Origin of the sequence: Dyella sp. LX-66 (assembly GCF_018599165.1) — a bacterium.
GTDB lineage: Bacteria > Pseudomonadota > Gammaproteobacteria > Xanthomonadales > Rhodanobacteraceae > Dyella_D > Dyella_D marensis.
The window spans coordinates 566,210-583,907 of record NZ_JAHFVJ010000001.1; the positions used below are offsets into that span (position 1 = coordinate 566,210).

21 protein-coding genes are annotated in these 17,698 nt (G+C 68.5%); 10 read left to right on the forward strand and 11 right to left on the reverse strand.

Annotation, left to right across the window (positions count from 1 at the left end):
• Positions 1–48: 48 nt before the first annotated feature.
• Positions 49–531: a DUF456 family protein gene (locus KK141_RS02510; RefSeq protein WP_214570802.1), complete on the forward strand. Its 483-nt coding sequence runs from the start codon at positions 49–51 to the stop codon at positions 529–531.
• 82 nt (positions 532–613) lie between these two features.
• A complete protein-coding gene (locus tag KK141_RS02515) occupies positions 614–2,389 on the forward strand; it encodes a DUF885 domain-containing protein (protein ID WP_214570803.1) in 1,776 nt (591 codons plus the stop codon).
• 38 nt (positions 2,390–2,427) lie between these two features.
• On the opposite strand, the gene KK141_RS02520 is transcribed toward KK141_RS02515, so the two are convergent.
• From KK141_RS02520 to KK141_RS02530, 3 genes are all read right to left on the reverse strand, one after another.
• The gene (locus KK141_RS02520) at positions 2,428–2,775 is read right to left on the reverse strand and encodes a TfoX/Sxy family protein (protein WP_345777570.1); all 348 of its coding nucleotides are present in this window, start codon (positions 2,773–2,775) and stop codon (positions 2,428–2,430) included.
• Positions 2,772–3,437 (reverse strand): hemolysin III family protein, encoded by a 666-nt coding sequence (locus KK141_RS02525; protein ID WP_214570804.1) that lies wholly within the window; start codon positions 3,435–3,437, stop codon positions 2,772–2,774. Before KK141_RS02525 ends, KK141_RS02520 begins: the two co-directional genes overlap by 4 nt.
• 113 nt (positions 3,438–3,550) lie before the next feature.
• Positions 3,551–3,985: a hypothetical protein gene (locus KK141_RS02530; protein WP_214570805.1), complete on the reverse strand. Its 435-nt coding sequence runs from the start codon at positions 3,983–3,985 to the stop codon at positions 3,551–3,553.
• A 286-nt stretch (positions 3,986–4,271) separates the two neighbouring features.
• Between KK141_RS02530 and KK141_RS02535 the strand changes: the two genes are divergently transcribed.
• Both KK141_RS02535 and KK141_RS02540 read left to right on the forward strand, forming a co-directional pair.
• Positions 4,272–5,102 carry a universal stress protein gene (locus KK141_RS02535; RefSeq protein ID WP_168648203.1) on the forward strand — a complete coding sequence of 277 codons (831 nt, stop codon included), beginning with the start codon at positions 4,272–4,274 and terminating at the stop codon, positions 5,100–5,102.
• Between the two features lie 190 nt (positions 5,103–5,292).
• Positions 5,293–5,961, forward strand: coding sequence for an energy transducer TonB (locus KK141_RS02540; protein WP_214570806.1), 669 nt, complete (start codon positions 5,293–5,295; stop codon positions 5,959–5,961).
• A gap of 80 nt (positions 5,962–6,041) precedes the next feature.
• Here KK141_RS02540 and KK141_RS02545 read toward each other — a convergent pair whose 3' ends face one another.
• Positions 6,042–6,341, reverse strand: a complete 300-nt coding sequence (locus KK141_RS02545; protein ID WP_214570807.1) for a hypothetical protein — start codon at positions 6,339–6,341, stop codon at positions 6,042–6,044.
• Between the two features lie 197 nt (positions 6,342–6,538).
• On the opposite strand from KK141_RS02545, the gene KK141_RS02550 reads away from it, so the two are divergent.
• Together KK141_RS02550 and KK141_RS02555 are read left to right on the forward strand one after the other, a co-directional pair.
• Positions 6,539–7,105 (forward strand): cysteine dioxygenase family protein, encoded by a 567-nt coding sequence (locus KK141_RS02550; protein WP_243868253.1) that lies wholly within the window; start codon positions 6,539–6,541, stop codon positions 7,103–7,105.
• A 46-nt stretch (positions 7,106–7,151) separates the two neighbouring features.
• Entirely contained in the window at positions 7,152–8,519 is a 1,368-nt protein-coding gene (locus tag KK141_RS02555) for an FAD/NAD(P)-binding protein (RefSeq protein WP_214570808.1), read from the forward strand.
• A gap of 48 nt (positions 8,520–8,567) precedes the next feature.
• Here KK141_RS02555 and KK141_RS02560 read toward each other — a convergent pair whose 3' ends face one another.
• The 3 genes from KK141_RS02560 to KK141_RS02570 are packed head-to-tail and all read right to left on the reverse strand — an operon-like array spanning position 8,568 to position 12,010.
• Positions 8,568–9,587: a zinc-binding alcohol dehydrogenase family protein gene (locus tag KK141_RS02560; protein WP_214570809.1), complete on the reverse strand. Its 1,020-nt coding sequence runs from the start codon at positions 9,585–9,587 to the stop codon at positions 8,568–8,570.
• A 34-nt stretch (positions 9,588–9,621) separates the two neighbouring features.
• Complete coding sequence (locus KK141_RS02565) at positions 9,622–10,680, reverse strand: SDR family oxidoreductase (RefSeq protein WP_214570810.1); 1,059 nt, start codon at positions 10,678–10,680, stop codon at positions 9,622–9,624.
• Between the two features lie 19 nt (positions 10,681–10,699).
• Entirely contained in the window at positions 10,700–12,010 is a 1,311-nt protein-coding gene (locus tag KK141_RS02570; RefSeq protein ID WP_345777571.1) for an MFS transporter, read from the reverse strand.
• On the opposite strand from KK141_RS02570, the gene KK141_RS02575 reads away from it, so the two are divergent.
• Positions 11,991–12,917 (forward strand): LysR family transcriptional regulator, encoded by a 927-nt coding sequence (locus tag KK141_RS02575; protein WP_214570812.1) that lies wholly within the window; start codon positions 11,991–11,993, stop codon positions 12,915–12,917. The genes KK141_RS02570 and KK141_RS02575 overlap by 20 nt on opposite strands.
• Here the strand turns inward: KK141_RS02575 and KK141_RS02580 are convergent.
• The gene (locus KK141_RS02580) at positions 12,914–13,291 is read right to left on the reverse strand and encodes a hypothetical protein (RefSeq protein ID WP_214570813.1); all 378 of its coding nucleotides are present in this window, start codon (positions 13,289–13,291) and stop codon (positions 12,914–12,916) included. The two genes, KK141_RS02575 and KK141_RS02580, sit on opposite strands and share 4 nt — an antisense overlap.
• Before the next feature lie 184 nt (positions 13,292–13,475).
• On the opposite strand from KK141_RS02580, the gene pncA reads away from it, so the two are divergent.
• Positions 13,476–14,126 (forward strand): bifunctional nicotinamidase/pyrazinamidase, encoded by a 651-nt coding sequence (gene pncA / locus KK141_RS02585; RefSeq protein WP_214570814.1) that lies wholly within the window; start codon positions 13,476–13,478, stop codon positions 14,124–14,126.
• On the opposite strand, the gene KK141_RS02590 is transcribed toward pncA, so the two are convergent.
• Both KK141_RS02590 and KK141_RS02595 read right to left on the reverse strand, forming a co-directional pair.
• Entirely contained in the window at positions 14,123–14,308 is a 186-nt protein-coding gene (locus tag KK141_RS02590) for a CPXCG motif-containing cysteine-rich protein (RefSeq protein WP_167258605.1), read from the reverse strand. The two genes, pncA and KK141_RS02590, sit on opposite strands and share 4 nt — an antisense overlap.
• A 15-nt stretch (positions 14,309–14,323) precedes the next feature.
• A complete protein-coding gene (locus KK141_RS02595) occupies positions 14,324–14,800 on the reverse strand; it encodes a PIN domain-containing protein (RefSeq protein WP_214570815.1) in 477 nt (158 codons plus the stop codon).
• A 173-nt stretch (positions 14,801–14,973) separates the two neighbouring features.
• Between KK141_RS02595 and KK141_RS02600 the strand changes: the two genes are divergently transcribed.
• Entirely contained in the window at positions 14,974–15,903 is a 930-nt protein-coding gene (locus tag KK141_RS02600; protein WP_214570816.1) for a sulfotransferase, read from the forward strand.
• Positions 15,904–15,909: 6 nt separating this feature from the next.
• Here the strand turns inward: KK141_RS02600 and KK141_RS02605 are convergent, their stop codons facing one another.
• On the reverse strand, positions 15,910–16,599 hold the full coding sequence (locus tag KK141_RS02605) for an alpha/beta hydrolase (RefSeq protein WP_214570817.1): 690 nt from the start codon (positions 16,597–16,599) through the stop codon (positions 15,910–15,912).
• Between the two features lie 198 nt (positions 16,600–16,797).
• Here KK141_RS02605 and KK141_RS02610 point away from each other — a divergent pair, with 198 nt between their 5' ends.
• A complete protein-coding gene (locus KK141_RS02610) occupies positions 16,798–17,640 on the forward strand; it encodes an META and DUF4377 domain-containing protein (RefSeq protein ID WP_214570818.1) in 843 nt (280 codons plus the stop codon).
• The last annotated feature ends 58 nt before the right edge of the window (positions 17,641–17,698 follow it).

Consider the following 17,698-nt stretch of genomic DNA (forward strand, 5'->3'; position numbering starts at 1 on the left):
ATGCGGCCTATTGTGGCCGATCCTCCACCGTCACGCGCCGGGAGCTGTATGGATATCGCCCTCTACGTGCTGGCCGCCCTGCTGATGATCGGCGGCGTGGTCGGCAACATCCTGCCGGCGCTGCCGGGCATCCCCATGATCTTCGGCGGCATCTGGCTGGCCGCGGCGGTGAACGAATACCAGCGCGTGGGCACCGGCTGGCTGCTGGTGATCGGCGCGCTGGGCGCGTTCGGCGTGCTGGTGGATTTCATGGCCGGCGTGCTGGGGGCCAAGCGGGTCGGGGCGAGCAAGGCGGCGCTGTGGGGTGCCTCGCTGGGCACGGTGGTCGGCATGTTTTTCGGCATACCGGGGCTGCTGCTGGGGCCGTTTCTCGGTGCGCTGGCGGGGGAGCTGGCCTCGGGCAAGAGCGTGCTGCGCTCGGCTCATGTGGGCGTGGGCACCTGGCTGGGGCTGTTGTTCGGCACCCTGGTGAAGCTGGTGATTTCGCTGTTGATGATCGGGCTGTTCGGCTTCGCCATGCTGATCGGCTGACCGGCCTGGCGCCCCGCCATTCGGCACAGGCACGCAACCCGCCGGCCGCCTAGGCTGGCCAGACCTTACAGGGAATCCTTCCATGTCCAGACCTCTCGCCTTCGTGATCGCCGCCGCGCTGGCGGCGGCCGGTTCCGCCCACGCGCAAGCCAAGTCGCCCGAATGGATCGAACGCAGCAATGCCGACGCCAAGGTGCTGCTCGACGCGACCGCGCGCTTCTCGCCCGAATCCGCCTCGCAGATCGGCATCCCGGGCTACGACGACAAGGTCGCCGACCTCAAGCCCGGCATCGACGAGCGCACGCGTGCGGCCATGGTCGAGGTGAAGGGCAAGCTGCAGAAGCTGCTGGTGGCCGAGAAGGACGCCAACGTGCGGCAGGATCTGCAGATCATGGTCAAGTCGGTGGACGAGCAGATCGAGGGCATCGACCTCAACCGCCAGTACATGCTGCCGGTGCAGGACGTGGCGCAGCTGATTTTCAACGGCGAGTTCGTGCTGCTGAAGGACGACGTCGATCCCAAGCGCCGCGCGCTCGCGCTCAACCGCCTGCAGTGCTACGTCGGCAAGGCGCCGGGTTGCGAGCCGATCGCCACGCTGGCCAAGGCGCGCACCACCGAGCGGCTGGACAACAAGTCGCTGCTCGGCCCGTACAAGGGCGAGATCGAGCAGAAGCTGGCCAATACCCAGCGCTACGCCGACGGCATCCGCCAGCTGTTCGCCAAGTACAAGCTGGATACGCCCGACGGCAAGGCGGCGCTCGACGCACTGGACAGCCAGCTGAAGGACTACGACGCCTGGATCCGCAGCACCGTGCTGCCGCGTACCCGCGCCGACTTCCGCCTGCCGGAGCCGCTGTACGCCTATAACCTCAAGCAGGTCGGCATCGATATCCCGCCGCAGGAACTGATCAAGCAGGCCGAGCTGGAATTCGTCGAGCTGCGCCAGGCCATGCAGATGATGGCGCCGGTGGTGGCCAAGGCCGAGAACATCCAGGCCACCGACTACCGCGACGTGATGAAGGCGCTGAAAAAGCAGCAGCTGACCAAGGACCAGGTGATGCCCTGGTACCACGAGGTGATCGGCAAGATCGAAGAGATCATCCGCCGCGAGCGCATCGTCACCCTGCCCGACCGCAAGATGGCCATCCGCATGGCGTCCGAGGCGGAAGCCGCGGCCGTGCCGGCGCCACATATGGATCCGCCGCCCTTCGTCAACAACAAGGGCGAACAGGGCACCTTCGTGCTGACCATGGGTAATCCTTCGTCGAAGTCGGGCAGTTCCGACTCCTACGACGACTTCACCTACAAGGCCGCCGCCTGGACGCTGACCGCGCACGAAGGCCGTCCCGGACACGAGCTGCAGTTCGCGGCGATGGTGGAGCGCGGCGTATCGCTGGCGCGCAGCCTGTTCGCCTTCAACAGCGTGAACGTGGAAGGCTGGGCGCTGTATGCGGAAGCCGAAACGCTGCCGTACGAGCCGCCGGCCGGCCAGTTCGGCGCGCTGCAGGCGCGCATGCTGCGCGCGGCGCGCGCGTACCTGGACCCGATGCTCAACCTGGGACTGATCACGCGCGAGCGCGCGCACGACGTGCTCACTCACGAGGTGGGTCTGTCGGAAGCCATGGCGCGGCAGGAACTGGACCGCTACACCTTCAACAGCCCCGGCCAGGCCACGGCGTATTTCTACGGCTACATGCGCCTGCAGCAGCTGCGCCTGGAAACCGAGCTGGCGCTGGGTTCGCGTTTCGACCGCAAGGCCTTCAACGACTTCGTGATCGGCCAGGGCCTGCTACCGCCGGAACAGCTGGCCGAAGCGGTGCGCACGCAGTTCATTCCGCAATACAACAAGAAGCGCTGAAGCAGGCCGCCCGCACGGGCGGCTCGCTTCGATGCAGCTCAAGGCCGGCGCTTGCGCGCCGGCTTTTTTTGCGGCGCGTGCAGGCTGCGTTCCAGCCAGGCGGCGAACACGGGCGTGTCGCGGGTGAGCGCGGGCGGAAGCCGCAGGTATTGCCGGCTCGGCTTGGCGCCTTCGGCGTGGACGAAGCGGGTGACGCCTTCGATCTCGAGCAGTTCGGCCTGTTGTTCCGGCGCGACTTTCAGTGCCAGCCCCTGCGCGTCGATCCACGCGCAGGGCCGTTCGGCGAAGTAGACGAACAGGCCGCCGAACATCGGCTTGAAGCGCAGCTCGTGGGCCAGGCCCAGATGCGTGGCGGCGTCTTCCAGGTCCTGGCGGGCCGCGCTCACGCGGCCTGGTCGGGAATCACGTACAGCAGCACCGCCAGGTAATGCAGCACGCTGCCGGCGAGCACGAAGAAATGCCACACCGTGTGGTGATACGGCATGCGCCGCGCCAGGTAGAACGGCACGCCCGCGGTATAGGCCACGCCGCCGGCGATCAGCAGCACCATGCCACCGGTTTCCAGGTGCGCGCTGAGCGGCTTGAACGCGATCATGCCGACCCAGCCCATCGCCACGTACAGCAGCACGGCAAGCTTGCGCGAGCGCTTGAGCAGGCCCAGCTCCAGCGCGCTGCCGGCGATGGCCAGCGCCCAGATCGCACCGAACAGGCTCCAGCCCCATGCGCCCGGCAGGGCGATCAGGGTGAACGGCGTATAGGTGCCGGCGATCAGCAGGAAGATGGCGATATGGTCGAGCGTGCGCAGCACGCGCTTGGGTAGCTCGCCGGGAATGGCGTGGTACAGCGTGGAGGCCGTGTAGCACAGGATCAGCGTGCTGCCGAACACCGCGCTGGCCACCACCGCGCGCGCATCGCCCAGCACCGCGGCATAGGCGACCAGGGTGGCGAGTCCGGCGATGCTGAGCAGGATGCCGATGCCATGCAGCACGCTGCTGGCAAGTTCGTCGCCGAAGGCATAGCGCGGGGCGGCGCTGGACGAAACCGACATGGGGACTTCCTCGAAAGCGGGGATGCGCCGGCTGGCGCTCCCGCCCACCTTACCCGCGCGGCCGGGGCTTGCATACTGCCGCGCACGGTGGGCGCGGCGAAGGAAACCGTGCGCTATTCGATGATGAAGGCGCCGAACGCGATGCCGATGTTCCAGCCCTCGCCGGTACCGCTGAGCGCCAGCGAGACATTGCCCTTGGTCAGCACCTGGGCCGCGGCGGATTTTTCCGCGCCGGCATGGACCTGGGCATTGGCGTAATGCCCCTTGATCTCGCCGATGCCGTCGACGCCGGTGAACTTGCCCACGCCGTGGGTGATCTTGGTCTTGCCGAAGGTGAGGCCGCCGCCCTTGACGCGGATGCGCACCGCCATGCTCTGGCCGTTGTCGCAATGGACCGTGCCGCTGCCGGAAGCCGTCTGGTAGAAGACCGACCAGCCGGAGACCTGGAAGTCCATCCGGCAGGACACGTCGGCCGCATGGGCCGGCGCCGGCAGCGCCGCAAAGAGGGCGGCCGACAGCACGGCGCAGCCCAGCCAGGTTTTCCCCATGACCTTCTCCTCGAATCTTTTTCTTTTTGCCCCACCCGGCGCCTGTCCGGGACACGCGATTGTGTGGCCCCGTGCATGAACGGCCGTGAATGGCATATTCACGCCTATTGAACAGGATGCAAAGCCGCCCGGGCGCATGCTCCGTCGTCCGGGCATCTCCCCCTCTCTCCCCCGATGCCCGGCTCATTGAGCCCCGCCCACTGTGCGGGGCCTTTTTTTGTCCGGCGTCAATCCGCGTCGACACCCGCGGGGTAAGCTGGGGATGGACTGGCGAAGGAGTGGCTTCATGCCTAGCACCGATCTGCTGCTGTACCTCCAGGAAACCGATCTGCACACCCCCGGGCCGCGCGCGGCCGCGGCGCTGGCGGCCAGATTGGGCGCGCGGCTGGACGGGCTCTACGTGGCCGACCTGCCGGCCGCCGCCTTCAGCCTGCCGGAGGCGGTGCCGGTCCAGCTGGAGGAAACCCGCCGGCGCTGCGTCGAGGCGGAAGAACACGGCACCCAGTGGCAGCAGTTGCTCGCCTCCCGCGGCCTGAGCGGCCAGTGGCGCGTGGCCCAGGGCGACACGGTGCAGACCGTCTGCCAGGCCGCCGCCGGCTACGACTTCCTGGTGATGGAACGCAGCCAGCAGCGCAGCGACGCGCCGGTGGGCTTCGGCACCGTCTCGCGCTGCGTGTTCGGCAGCGACCGCCCGGTGCTGGTGGTGCCGGACATCGCCCAGATCGGCGACACCCTCGGCGCACGCGCCCTGGTGGCCTGGAACGGCAGCCGCGAATCCGCCCTGGCCCTGGCCGCGGCGGCGCCGCTGCTGCAGAAGGCCGACGAGGTGCTGCTGCTGGACGGCAGCGAGATGTATGCCGATTCGATCGCGGTACTGCCCCCGCCGGGCCTGGCCGACTGGCTGGAACGCCACGGCATCCGCGCACGCATCCAGACCCTGGACGCCGGCCCGACCCACGCCGCCGGCACGCTGATCCTGGACGCCGCCCATGCGCACCGCGCCGACCTGCTGGTGATGGGCGCCTGGAGCCGTTCGCGCCTGGCCCAGATGGTGCTGGGCGGCACCACCCGCCACCTGTTCATGCATGGCGACCTGCCCATGCTGGTGGCGCACTGAAAAAATCCGGGAAGGGGTTCAGCGGGAGGAATCGTCCGGAGCGTACTCCCGTCCGGCCTCTCTACACACTACTTGCACATCCGCTTCTGACCGGCATAGTCTGAACGTGCGTTCAGGCACGATCCCTCTGCGTCCCCACGCAGCGTGCGACTGGCGCGTCCAACACATCGCATTCGTCAGGAGGTCGCTCATGCCGTCCGCAAGCCTGGCTGTCGCTTATCGTCCGTCGCACGCTCATCCCGACAAGGTCCGCATTGCCGCTCTCAGCGCGGCGATCGCGCTCAATCTCGCCGCCCTGCTGGCCGTGATGCGGCCGATGGCGCCCCAGATCGTCGAGGCGGTCAGGAAGACGCCCGAGATCGTGGTGACCTGGATCACGCCCCAACCGGAGCCACCCGCACCGCCGCAGATCGAACTGAAGGCATTGCCGAAGACGCCGCCGGCCGTGCCGCATACCTTGCCCAAGGCACCGCAGCCACCGGCCGTCACGCCCACCGTCGACGGCAATATCGCCGCGCCACCTGTGGTGCCGACCATCGAACCGGCCGTCAACACCGCGCCGGTCGCCGATCCCGCGCCGATCGAAGCGACGCTCGCCTACCGCAGCGCGCCGCTCACCTTCCCGTCGGTGGCGATCCGCCGCAAGTTGCGTGGCACGGTGATGCTGCGCGTGCTGGTCGACGCCGAAGGCAAGCCCACGCAGGTGACGATCGAGAAATCCAGCGGCTCCGACGTGCTCGACAAGAGCGCGCGCGAACAGGTGCTGGCCAACTGGCGCTTCCAGCCGGCCACGGCGCAAGGACATGCGGTGCCTGCATGGGCGCGGGTGCCGGTGAGCTTCGAACTGCGCGAGCTGTGAGTCGCGACAAAAGCCTGGCGTGAAACAAGGGGCCGGCCGTTCCGTTCGCAAAGGCGACCGGCCGGCCCCTCACGGCAACTTTATGGCTGCACCGGTTTGTCGATGGCAGGCGCGGCAGGCGCGGGACGCGTCGCACGCACCACCAGCCACACCAGCCCGGCGATCATCAACGCCGGCAGCAAGGCCGGCAGCAGCGCCAGCAAGACGATCGGCGCCATCGCCGCCAGCACCACGCCGGCGATCACCACCCCGAGCAAGGCGCCCAGCGCACTGAACACGCCGCCGACGATGGCGAAGGTGAACTTGAACACCACGCCGATCAGCGCGCCGACCAGCCACAGCGCCAGCACCGCCATCACGATCACGCTTAGCACGAACATGAGGTTTCCTCCTGGTGGCGCTCATCCATCCGGCCACGCAGACAGCATGCGCCCGCGGCTTCCTGCGATGCATGGCACGAAAGTCATGTGCCCCGGAAGTCACAGGGCAACCGGGGTGTGCGGGTTACAGGTCTTTAACGGTAGCCATGGTCCACTGCCGCCCGGTTCCAACCGAGCTCCATCGCATGAAGCATTCCATGCACACCCTCAAGGCGTTGCGTGATATCGCTTTCGACCTCGGCGTCGGCAAGCACCCCGACCTCGCCGCCATGGCGCGCGAACTGGGCCGCGTGGTCCATCGCGACGGTGCGGCACTCAACGAAGGATTGAAGGAACTGCGCACGCGCGAGCGCGGTTTCGAACGCTGGCTGCTGGCCACGCGCGGCAAGCCCGGCGTCAGCATCCTGGTGATGGCGTGGCCCGCCAATCACGCCACGCCCGTGCACGACCACGACGGCCTGTGGGGCCTGGAAATGGCCGTGCACGGCGCACTGGAAGTACAGGCCTGGTCGCGCGACGCGGCCAGCGGCGAGCTGAGCCTCAAGGGCCAGGACTGGCTCGGCCCCGGCGACGCCACCTGGTTCGACGCCGATGCCGGCTATGCGCACCGCTGCCGCAATCTTTCGCGGCACGACACGGCGCTCACGCTTCACGTCTACGGCGGCGATCTGGCAAAGTACCTCGCGTATGAGCGCAGCGCCGAGGGCGACCAGTGGCTCGCCCGGCCGCAACGCGCCGCGATCACCGGCCGGCTGAGCGCCTGAGCGCTTCGGCCTTTCCGCAGCCGGTATCCACCAACAAAGGAGTGGCATGTATCGACGGGTCGCCATCATCGGCGGCGGCGCGGCGGCGGCGACGCTGCTGAGCGAGCTGCTGGACCGCCAGCCGGCGCAGTCCCTGCACCTGGACTGGTTCACCGGCGGCGATGCGCCCGGCCGCGGCGTGGCCTACGGCACGCGCTCGGAGCGGCATCTGCTCAACGTGCGCGCGGCTTCCATGAGCATGTTCGCCAGCAAGCCGCGCGGCTTTCTCGATTTCGCCCAGCGCGGCGACCGCAGCATCGCCGGCACCGATTTCCTGCCGCGCCGCCTCTACGGCGACTATCTCGAGGCCGAAGTCGAGCACGCGCTCGAACGCGCCAAGGCGCTCGGCCACGACGTGCACGTGATTCCGTTCAAGGTCGACGGCCTGGTGCCGGAACACGACGGCGTCACCATCCTGCAGGGCGAGGAAACCACGCGCGTCGACGCGGCGGTGCTCGCGCTGGGCGGCCTGCCGCCGCAGCCGCTGAGCGGCGTGAGCGACGCAGCCATCACCAGCGGACGCTACGTAGTCAATCCCTGGGCCTTTCTCGCGCAGGCGCAGCCGGATCCGGCGCCGCGCAAGGTGGTGCTGGTCGGCCTGGGCCTCACTGCCGTCGACGTGGTGCTGGAACTGGCCGCGCTGTGGCCGAATGCGAGCTTCACCGCGATCTCGCGCCACGGCCTGCTGCCGGAAGCGCACCTGGCCTCGGCCAGCGCGCCCAGCGACGACGGCGCCGACCTGATCGAAGCGATGCAGGCCGCGCCGGACCTGCGCTCGTGGATGCGCCTGCTCCGCGACGCGGTTGCGCACAGCGACGACTGGCGCGTGGTGATCGACAGCATGCGTCCGCACACGCCCTCGCTGTGGCAGGCCTTGCCGCGCGAAGAGCGCGCACGCTTCCTGCGCCATGCGCGCTGGGCCTGGGAACGCGCGCGCCATCGCATGGCGCCGCAGGTGATGACGCAGATGCAGGCGCTGGAACAGGCCGGCCGCTTCCGCCGCGAACGCGCGCGCCTGCATGCGGCGGACGTGGAAGGCGACCATCTGCACCTGAGCATCACGCCCACCGGCAGCAGCACGCCGCAGGCGCTGGATACCGACCTGGTGATCCAGACCATCGGCCTCAACACCGACGTACGCCGCACCGGCCATACGCTGGTGAGCCAGCTGGTGACCAACGGCCACATCACGCCCGACCCGTTGGGCCTGGGCTGCGCCGCCACCACGGAAGGCCGCCTGCGCCACAACGGCGACGCCTGGCCGCATCTCTATGCGATGGGCAGTTTGTTGCGCGGCACGTTCTGGGAGTCGACGGCGATGCCGGAGATCCGGCAGCAGGCGCGGCAGATGGCGGATCGGTTGCTGGGCAAGTAGAAAGCTCGTCATTCCGGCCTGTGCCGGAATGACGAGCGAGCGTGAGGTTTACGAACCCCACCCGCCCAATACCAATTTGCCGATCGCACTGCCGCTCTCCAGCCGCTCATGCGCGCGCCGCAGATTCGCCGCATCGATCGAACCGACGTGCTCGCGCAACGTCGTGCGCAACACCCCCGCGTCGACCAGGTCCGCCACTTCATTGAGCAGCTGATGCTGCGCCTTCATGTCCTCGGTCTGGAACAGCGACCGGGTGAACATGAATTCCCAATGCAGCGACAGGCTGCGGCGCTTGAGCAGGCCGATGTCGAGCACGCCGTCCGGATCGTCGATCAGGCCGAACTTGCCCTGCGGCTTGAGCAGCTCCACCAGCACCGGATAGTGCTGTTCGGTATGCGTCAGGCTCAGCACGTAGTCGACGCCCTGCGGCGCCACCGCCAGCACCTGCGCCTTGAGGTCACCGCGATGGTCGACCACGTGATGCGCGCCGAGCTCGCGTACCCAGTCCTGCGTTTCCGGCCTTGAAGCCGTGCCGATCACCGTGAGGTTGGTCAAACGCCGCGCCAGCTGCACCGCCATCGAACCCACGCCGCCGGCCGCGCCCACGATCAGCACCGCACCGGTATGCGCCGCGTTGCCACGCGCCATGGCGAAGCGGTCGAACAGCAGCTCCCACGCGGTGATGGTGGTGAGCGGCAGCGCCGCGGCCTGCAGCATGTCCAGCGTGCCGGGCTTGCGGCCGACGATGCGTTCGTCGACCACCTGCAGCTCGGCATTGCTGCCGGGTCGGTCGATCGCGCCGGCGTAATAGACCTGGTCGCCGGGCTTGAACAGCGTCACTTCACCACCCACCGCCACCACCGTGCCGGCCGCATCCCAGCCCAGCACCTTGTCGGCGCCCTGCGGATCCACGCGCTGGCGGATCTTGGTATCCACCGGATTCACCGACACCGCCTCCACCCGCACCAGCAGGTCGCGGCCGCCGGGCTGGGGTTCCGGCAGGGTGACGTCGAGCAGGCTTTCGGCATCGGTGATGGGCAACGAGCGGCGATAGGCGACGGCTTTCATGGCGACTCCGGAATGAAGTAGGGGGATGGCCGGTTCAAGGGATGATCCTGCGCCGGCGGAAATCGTCGAACAAGGCGGCGAACATGGCGCGCGTATCCACGTACTCGTGGAAACCGAAGCGGCGCGCCTTGGAGCCGTCGCCGAACATGTCGTAGTCCCAGGAGAACACGAAGTCGGCGAAACGCCACGACGATACGTCGGCATACGCATGCGGCTCCAGTGCATGGCGCGCCTGCATCTCCCGCCACAGCGGCTCCTTGTCGGCCATCACGCTGTCCAGCGACAGGGGCAGCGGCGGCGCGGTTTCCAGCTCGAAATAGTCGGCGATGAACGGCCACATCTCGTTCCACCGGAACAGGTCGCCGTTGTTGATGTTGAAGGCCTGGTTGGCGCAGCGCGCATCGGTGGCGGCCCAGACGGTGGCGCGCGCGAGCAGGCCGGCGTCGGTCATTTCCAGCAGGCGGTCGTAGGCGCCGGGCTTGCCGGGAAAACGCAGCGGAATGCCCAGCTCCTTCGACATCGACGCATACACCGCGATGGCCAGCGCGAGATTCATCGGATTGCCCAGCGCAAAGCCGCCGACCACCGACGGACGGATCGCCGTCCAGCTCCAGGCCTTGCCCTGCTGCCGCGCTTCCAGCAAACGCTGCTGGTCGTGCATGAATTCCGGCGGCATGAAATGCGCGTCGGTTTCGCGCGCCGGCGTCTTGAACGGGCCGAGGTGGCCGCCGTAGACCTTGTAGCCCTGCATCAGGCTCACGTGCTGCAGGTCGTTCGCCGCCGGCTCGATCGCGTCGAGCACATTACGCAGCATGGCCACGTTCGGCGGCACCAGTTCGGCCCAGCTGGGGCGGTCCTGGTAGGCGGCGTAGAACACGTGGGTCACGTCGCCGAGCGGCGCGAGCTTGGCGTGCGTGTCGGCGGCATCGAGCAGGTCCACCGCGATATGGCGCACGCGTTCGTCCGAGCTGCCGCCGCGGCGCGAGAGGCCGATTACGCGCCAGTCGTCCAGCGTGCGCAGATGGTCGATCAGATTGCGGCCGATGACACCTTGCGCCCCGACCACCAGGGCGGTCTTGATCTGTGTGCTCACGAGAGTTCCTTCGAAAGAATCAGGCATGGACCGCGCAGGCGGCCGACGAGGCGCGGCGCCGTTCCAGCGCCATGCTCCACACGGTGACCAGCAGGCCCAACACGGTGACGGCCGCGCCGGCAAGACCCAGCGCCGGCAGACCAGGGCCGCGGTCGATCACCGCGCCGCCGATAAACGCACCGATCGCATTGCCCAGGTTGAACGCGGCGATATTCAAGGTGGACGCCAGATGCGGCCCGTCCACCGCCTGCTGCACCACGCGCATCTGCAGCGGCGGCACCGTGGCGAACGCGGCCACGCCCCAGACGAACACGGTGGCGATGGCGGCGACGGCGCTGTGCATGGTCCAGGTGAACGCGACGAGGATCAGCGTCAGCGCTATGAGAATCGCCACCAGCGACGGCATCAGCCGCCAGTCGGCCAGGCGTCCGCCGAGCAGGTTGCCCAGCGTGGTGCCTGCGCCGAACAGCACCAGCACCCAGCCGGTGGCGCCCACGCTGATATGCGACTGGCTCTGCAGGATCGGCGCGATATAGGTGAACACGGTGAACACGCCGCCGAAGCCCAGCACCGTCATGGCCAGCGCCAGCAGCACCTGCGGCTGGCGCAGCACGGCCATCTCGCGGCGCATGTCCGGCGCATGCAGGTCCGGCAGCGGCGGCACCAGGCGCCACACGCCGAGCGCCGCGACCACGCCCAGCACGGTCACCGCGCCGAAGGTGGAACGCCAGCCCGCCCACTGCCCCAGGAAGGTGCCGAACGGCACGCCCAGCACATTGGCCAGGGTCAGCCCGGCGAACATCAGCGCGATGGCGCGGGCGCCCTGCCCGCGCGGCACCACGTGCGAAGCCACCACCGCGCCGATGCCGAAGAACGAGCCATGGCAGAACGCCGCCACCACGCGCGCCAGCATCAGCACCGCGTAGTTCGGCGCGACGGCGCACAGCGCATTGCCGGCAATGAACAGGCCCAGCAGCGCCAGCAAGGCATTGCGGCGCTCCATGCGGGCGGTGAGCGCGGCCAGCAGCGGCGCGCCGGCCGCCACGCCCAGGGCGTAGCCGGACACCAGCAGCCCGGCGGAAGGAATGCTTACCTTGAGGTCCGCCGCCACCTCGGGCAGCAGCCCCATGATCACGAACTCGGTGGTGCCGATGGCGAAGGCCGCCACCGACAGAGCCAGCAGGGCGGCCCGGGAATGGTCGTGCGAAGTCATCTGCCTGCCTTGGGGAAAGGGAGGCGGCACTGTGCTACTTGCCGGATCGGACGGGAATTGCCGAAACTGCGCAATCATCTTTTCCGGAAAATTGAAGATGGTCGAACTCGAGGACATGCGCCTGTTCGTGCGCGCGGTCAGTTCAGGCAGCCTGTCGGCCGCCGGGCGCGAACTGAACCTGTCGCCGGCCGTGGCCAGCAAGCGGCTGTCCCGGCTGGAACAGGCGCTGGGCGTGCGGCTGCTCCAGCGCAGCTCGCGCCGCCTCGCCCTCACCGGCGAGGGCAACTGCTACTACGAGCGCTGCGTCGGCATCCTGGCCGACCTGGACGACGCCAATGCCGCCGTGCGGCTGGGCCAGATGGAAGTGCGCGGCGCGCTGCACGTGTCCACCGCGCTGGACCTGGGCCGGCAATACGTCGGCCCGCTGGCGGCGCAGTTCGCCGCGCTGCATCCGGAGCTGCGCATGCGCATCAGCGCCTCCGACGCCATGCTCGACCTGTTCGAGCACGGCGTGGACGTGGCCGTGCGCAGCGGCGCCATGGCCGATTCGCGGCTGATCTCGCGCCGCGTCGCGCTCAACTACCGGGTGGTGTGCGCGGCGCCGGCGTATCTGGAGAAACACGGCTGCCCCAAGGACACCGGCGACCTCGCCCAGCATGCCTGCCTGATGCTGCACCGCCCCGGCCGCGGCATCCTGCCGTGGATGCTGCAGACGCCCGAGGGGCCGCGCCCGCTGCGCCTGGACGCCTCGCTCACTACCGACAGCGGCGACCTGATGCGCGAGCTGGCCATCGCCGGCCATGGGCTGGCCTTTAAATCGATCTGGGATATCGCCACCGACGTGCGCGCCGGGCGGCTGGTGCCGGTGCTGACCGACTGCGCCATCCAGGAAGCGCATATCTATGCGATCTATCCCAGCCGCGACTACCTGCCGGCGCGCATCCGCCTGTTCGTCGACCATCTGCAGGGCGCCATGCAGGCGCAGGAAAACGAGGTGCTGGGGCTGATCCAGCGGCGGACTTAAGCGTCCTTGTCCTCGTGCTTGCGCCGGAACAGCAGGCGCGACAGGAACACGCCCGCCGCCACGCCGAGGAATTCGAAGAACACGCGGGTGCCGACGCCATCGAAGTCATGCACTTCGGCCAGCTTCACCTTGAGGAACTGGATCGATTCCACGCGGCCGTAATTGAAATACACCATGTCCCACAGGTCGCCGCTGGCGGTCAGCAGCAGGGCCAGCATGCTGGACCAGCCGGTGCGCATGCCGTGGGCCCAGTCGTTGCGGTTGCCGATCCAGTTGAACAGCGCGTACAGCAGGAAAGCCACCACCGCCGAGATGGCGCCGGCCTCCAGGCCACCGACGATCCCGTAGCCCATCCACGATTGGTCGTAATGCATCTGTGTCCCGCTGTTCCGCGTAACCGTTTGCGCATTATGCCTGCAAGACGGACATTTCCTCCGGATGTGACGCAGTGCCGATCGGCAGCCCGCGGCGGTCGGCCCGACGCCCACCGCGTCACACCTCAAGCCGCGGCGGTGGGGCTAGACTCAGTCACCGAGACACCCTGCCCGCGACACCTCCATGCGATACCCCATCAGCCAACGCGCCGCCCTTATCGTTGTGGACGTGCAGCCGGACTTCATGCCCGGCGGCAGCCTGGCCTGCCACGAAGGCGACGCCATCGTGCCGGGCATCCGCCGCCTGCTGGACAGCCGCGCTTTTCGCCATGTGGTCGCCACGCAGGACTGGCATCCGCGCGGGCATGTCTCCTTCGCCAGCAGCCATCCCGGCCGCGCGCCGTTCGAACGCATCCCGCTGTACGGCCACGCGCAGACCTTGTGGCCCGAGCACTGCGTGCAGGACACGCCCGGCGCCGCGCTGCATCCGGCCATCGATTGGTCCAGGCTCGATCTGGTGGTGCGCAAGGGCTGCGACCCCAGGGTCGATTCCTACAGCGGCTTCCGCGAGAACTACGGCCCCAACGGCACCCGCCCCAGCACCGAGCTGGCCGACTGGCTGCGCGGGCGCGGCGTGGACGAGGTCTATGTGTGCGGCCTGGCGCGCGACGTGTGCGTGCTGTGGACGGCGCAGGACGCGGCCGCGCTCGGTTTCAAATCCCACGTGCTGTGGGATCTCAGCCGCCCGGTCACCCCGGAGAGCGACCTGGCCACCCGCGCGAAGTTCGACCAGATGGGCGTGGGCGTGATCGAGACCTTGCCGATCGCGGCTTAAGCGTCGTCCTCGCGCGCCGCGCGCACGCTCGGCGCGCCGTCTTCGTCCAGCGCCACGCTGAGCACGATCGGGCGGCAGCAGACCTGGCAGTCCTCCACATAGGTCTGCCCCTCGACCGAGTCGTCGACATAGATCTCGATCGCTTCGCCGCAGTAAGGGCAATAGATCAGTACCGGTTCCATGGCGGCGACCTTAGCTCAAGCCTCGCCCGGCTGCGCGCGCAGCCAGTCCGCCGGCGTCGCGATCGCGAACAGGCCGTCGCGCGCGGTGCGCCGGCCCAGGCGCAGCACTTCCTTGTCCTTGCTCAGCAGCCAGGCCGCGCCGACGGCGAGCGCGAGCTCCAGGAATTTCTGATCGTCCGGATCGGCGCAGCGCGGCAGGCGGATGCCTGGCGCTGCGTTCGGTGCTTCAGCGGCGAGGCGGATCCAGCGGTCGTGCTCGTCCAGCGCTGCCTGCCGTGCTGCTTCGTCCAGCGCCAGCTGCGGATACGCCAGCACGCGGCACCATTCGTCGCGGCAGGCGGCATCGGTCACCGCTTCCACCGCACCTTCCGCCAGCGCGCGCGCCAGGCGTGCCACCGCGGGATCGCGGAACACGAACAGGTCGAGGCAGACATTGGTGTCCAGCACCACGCGGTGCGAAGCGCCGCGCGCACCGGACGCAGAAACGGACATGGGCGTGGCCGGCCGGAGAACGCCGGCACGGTAGCGGGGTTCGTGCGCGCTGTCGAACCGCTGGGCGCAGGTTTTTGACCCTGGCGATTGTCAACGCATCGTGGAATCCTGCGTTGGTCGCTACTTATGGCCATGACGTCCGTGGCCACGCGTCCCCCGGGGAAGCCCTCGCGATGAAACGAACTTTTGTGGTCGGCTGCCCCCGCTCCGGCACCACCGTCGTCCAGGCCATGCTGGCCCGGCACCCCGCCGTATTCTCGCTGCCGGAGACCGGCTTCTTCGCGCACGTGCACGGCAACCTGGCCTGGCGCTGGGGCGATGCGCATGCCAAGCATCGCGCGCCGCGACTGCGCCAGCGCCTGGGCTTCACCCGCAAGCACGAGCGCGAGCTGTTCCTCTCCCTGCAGCGCATCACCACCGCGGCGCCCGACGCGCTGCCGCGGCCGTCGCTGCGCATGCATACCTTGCAGCGCCGCTTTATCCGCCTGCTCGACGAACTTGCGCTCGCCGCGGAACGCGGCATGTGGCTGGAGAAGACGCCGAATCACTTGCTCTATCTGCCGGAGATCGAAAGCATGGTGCCGGATGCGCGCTTCGTGCACGTGATCCGCCCCGGCGCGGAAGTGATCGCCTCGCTGATCGACGCCAGCCTGCTGTTCGACGGCAGCGACGCCGCCTTCGGCGGCGGTGCGGTGCATTGGGCGCGGCGCTGGAATCGCGCGGTGCAGATCCACCGCAGCTATTTGAGCCATCCGCGGCATTACCTGCTGTTCCTGGAAGACCTGATTGCCCAGCCGCAGCAGGAATGGAAGCGGCTGTGCCGTTTCCTCGAACTCGATCCGGCGCAGTCGCTGGACGACAACTGCACTCAGGTGATCGCCGACCTCGATCAGGAACCGTGGAAGCGCCGCGCGCTCAACGGCCGCCTGCACGCGCCGGAGAGCAAGGTGGACAGCCTGTTCGGCCCCAAGGTGCAGCGCTGGCTGCAGGCCAAGCTCGCCTCCTACGACGAGCTGCGTGCGCAATGGCTGCAGGCGCACGGCGCGCAGGAACCGCACGCCGTGCCGCGCAACGTCGTGGCGCTCGGCTCCAGCGGCGCCTGATCCGCGCTAGAGCTGCTCGACCGCTTCTTCGATCAGCGCCGCCAGCTCGTGCGGATACGCCGCCAGCGAGGCGTGGCTGGAGGCCAGCTCCACCGTCTTCTTCGCCCCGATGCGCTGCGCCATCCATTGCTGGGTCTGCGGCGGAATCATGTGGTCTTCCAGCGACACCTGGTACCAGCTGGGCAGCTGCTTCCAGGCGGGCGCGCCGGCCGTTTCCTCGAAGCAGCGCACGGCGGTGGGTTTCTGCGCGGCGGCCATGATCAAGGCCGCGTCGTCGCCGAGATCCTGGCAGAAGCTTTCCTTGAACAGCTTGCGGTCCAGCCACAGAAAGCCGTGCGGATCGGGACGGATCGCCTTGGCGCCGGCGGGCTGCTCGTCACGGCCCAGCAATGCGCCGACCGCTTCGCCCTCGTCGGGCGCGAACGCCGCCACATACACCAGCCCCACCACCTGCGGCGCATTGCCCGCGCCTGAAATCACCGCGCCGCCATAGGAATGGCCGACCAGCAGCACCGGGCCTTCCTGCATCTGGACCAGGCGGCGGGTGCGTTCGACATCGTCGGTCAGAGAAGTAAGCGGGTTCTGCACCGCGCTCACGCGATACCCCTTCGCATGCAGCACTGGAATCAGCTTGCTCCAGTGCGATCCATCGCCCCAGGCGCCATGCACCAGCACGATGCTCGGTTTCTTGCTCATGCGAATTCCTCTGCGTTCGGATGGAGGGCCGGTCGGCCGGACGCGCCAAAGGAGCGCAGCCGGCGTGAAGCCTCCGTCATGACGAAACCGAAACGCCGCCTATGGCATATGCAGCGCACCCGTAGATGCCTGCCGCGGCATCGCGCCGACCCCATGGCGCCGCGGCGTGCGTTGAACGACGGTCGATAAGGAGAAGCCATGAACCACCGCCCCCTGCTGCTCGCCCTGCTTCCGCTGGCCCTGGCCGCCTGCTCGCAGACGCCGTCCAACCACGCCGGCCCCGCCGCTGCGGCATCCGCCGCGACACCCGCGCCCGCCGTCGCCACCACGGCATCGACCTTCGATACCGGCATCCTCGCCCGCTATCACTGGCGCCTCAGCGCCGCCAGCGCGGCCGACGGCAAGCGCATCGACGCGCTGTTCGTACGCCCCGACCAGCCGCTGCAGCTGGATTTCGTACGCGACCGGCTCAGCGTCAGCAACGCCTGCAACCGCCTGGGCGGCCATTTCAAAGTGGAAAGCGGCCGGCTGAAACTCGGCTCGATGGCGCAGACCATGATGGCCTGCCAGGACCAGGCGCTGGCCGCTCTCGACGGCGCCATCTCGCAGCGCCTGCAGCAGCAGCCGCGCGTGAGCGTGCAGAGCGAAGGCGACGCGCCGAAGCTGAGCCTGGCCGCGGACAACGGCGACACCCTGGTCTTCACCGGCGAACCGACCGCGGAGACGCGCTACGGCAGCGCAGGCGAAACGGTATTTCTCGAAGTAGCCGCCGAAGCCAAGCCCTGCAGCCATCCGCTGATTCCCAACAAGCAATGCCTGCAGGTGCGCGAACGCAAGTACGGCGAGAACGGCGTGGTGCAGAGCACGGGCGAATGGCAGCCGCTGTACCAGGACATCGAGGGCTATACGCACGAGCCGGGCATCCGCAACGTGCTGCGCGTGAAGCGCTTCACCCTCAAGAATCCGCCGGCCGATGCACCTTCCACCGCCTATGTGCTGGACATGGTGGTGGAGTCGGAAATCGCCTCGAAGAAAAAGTAAGGCGACGCGCCAAAACAAAACGCCCACCCGCTGTGCACCGGCGGGTGGGCGTTTTCGT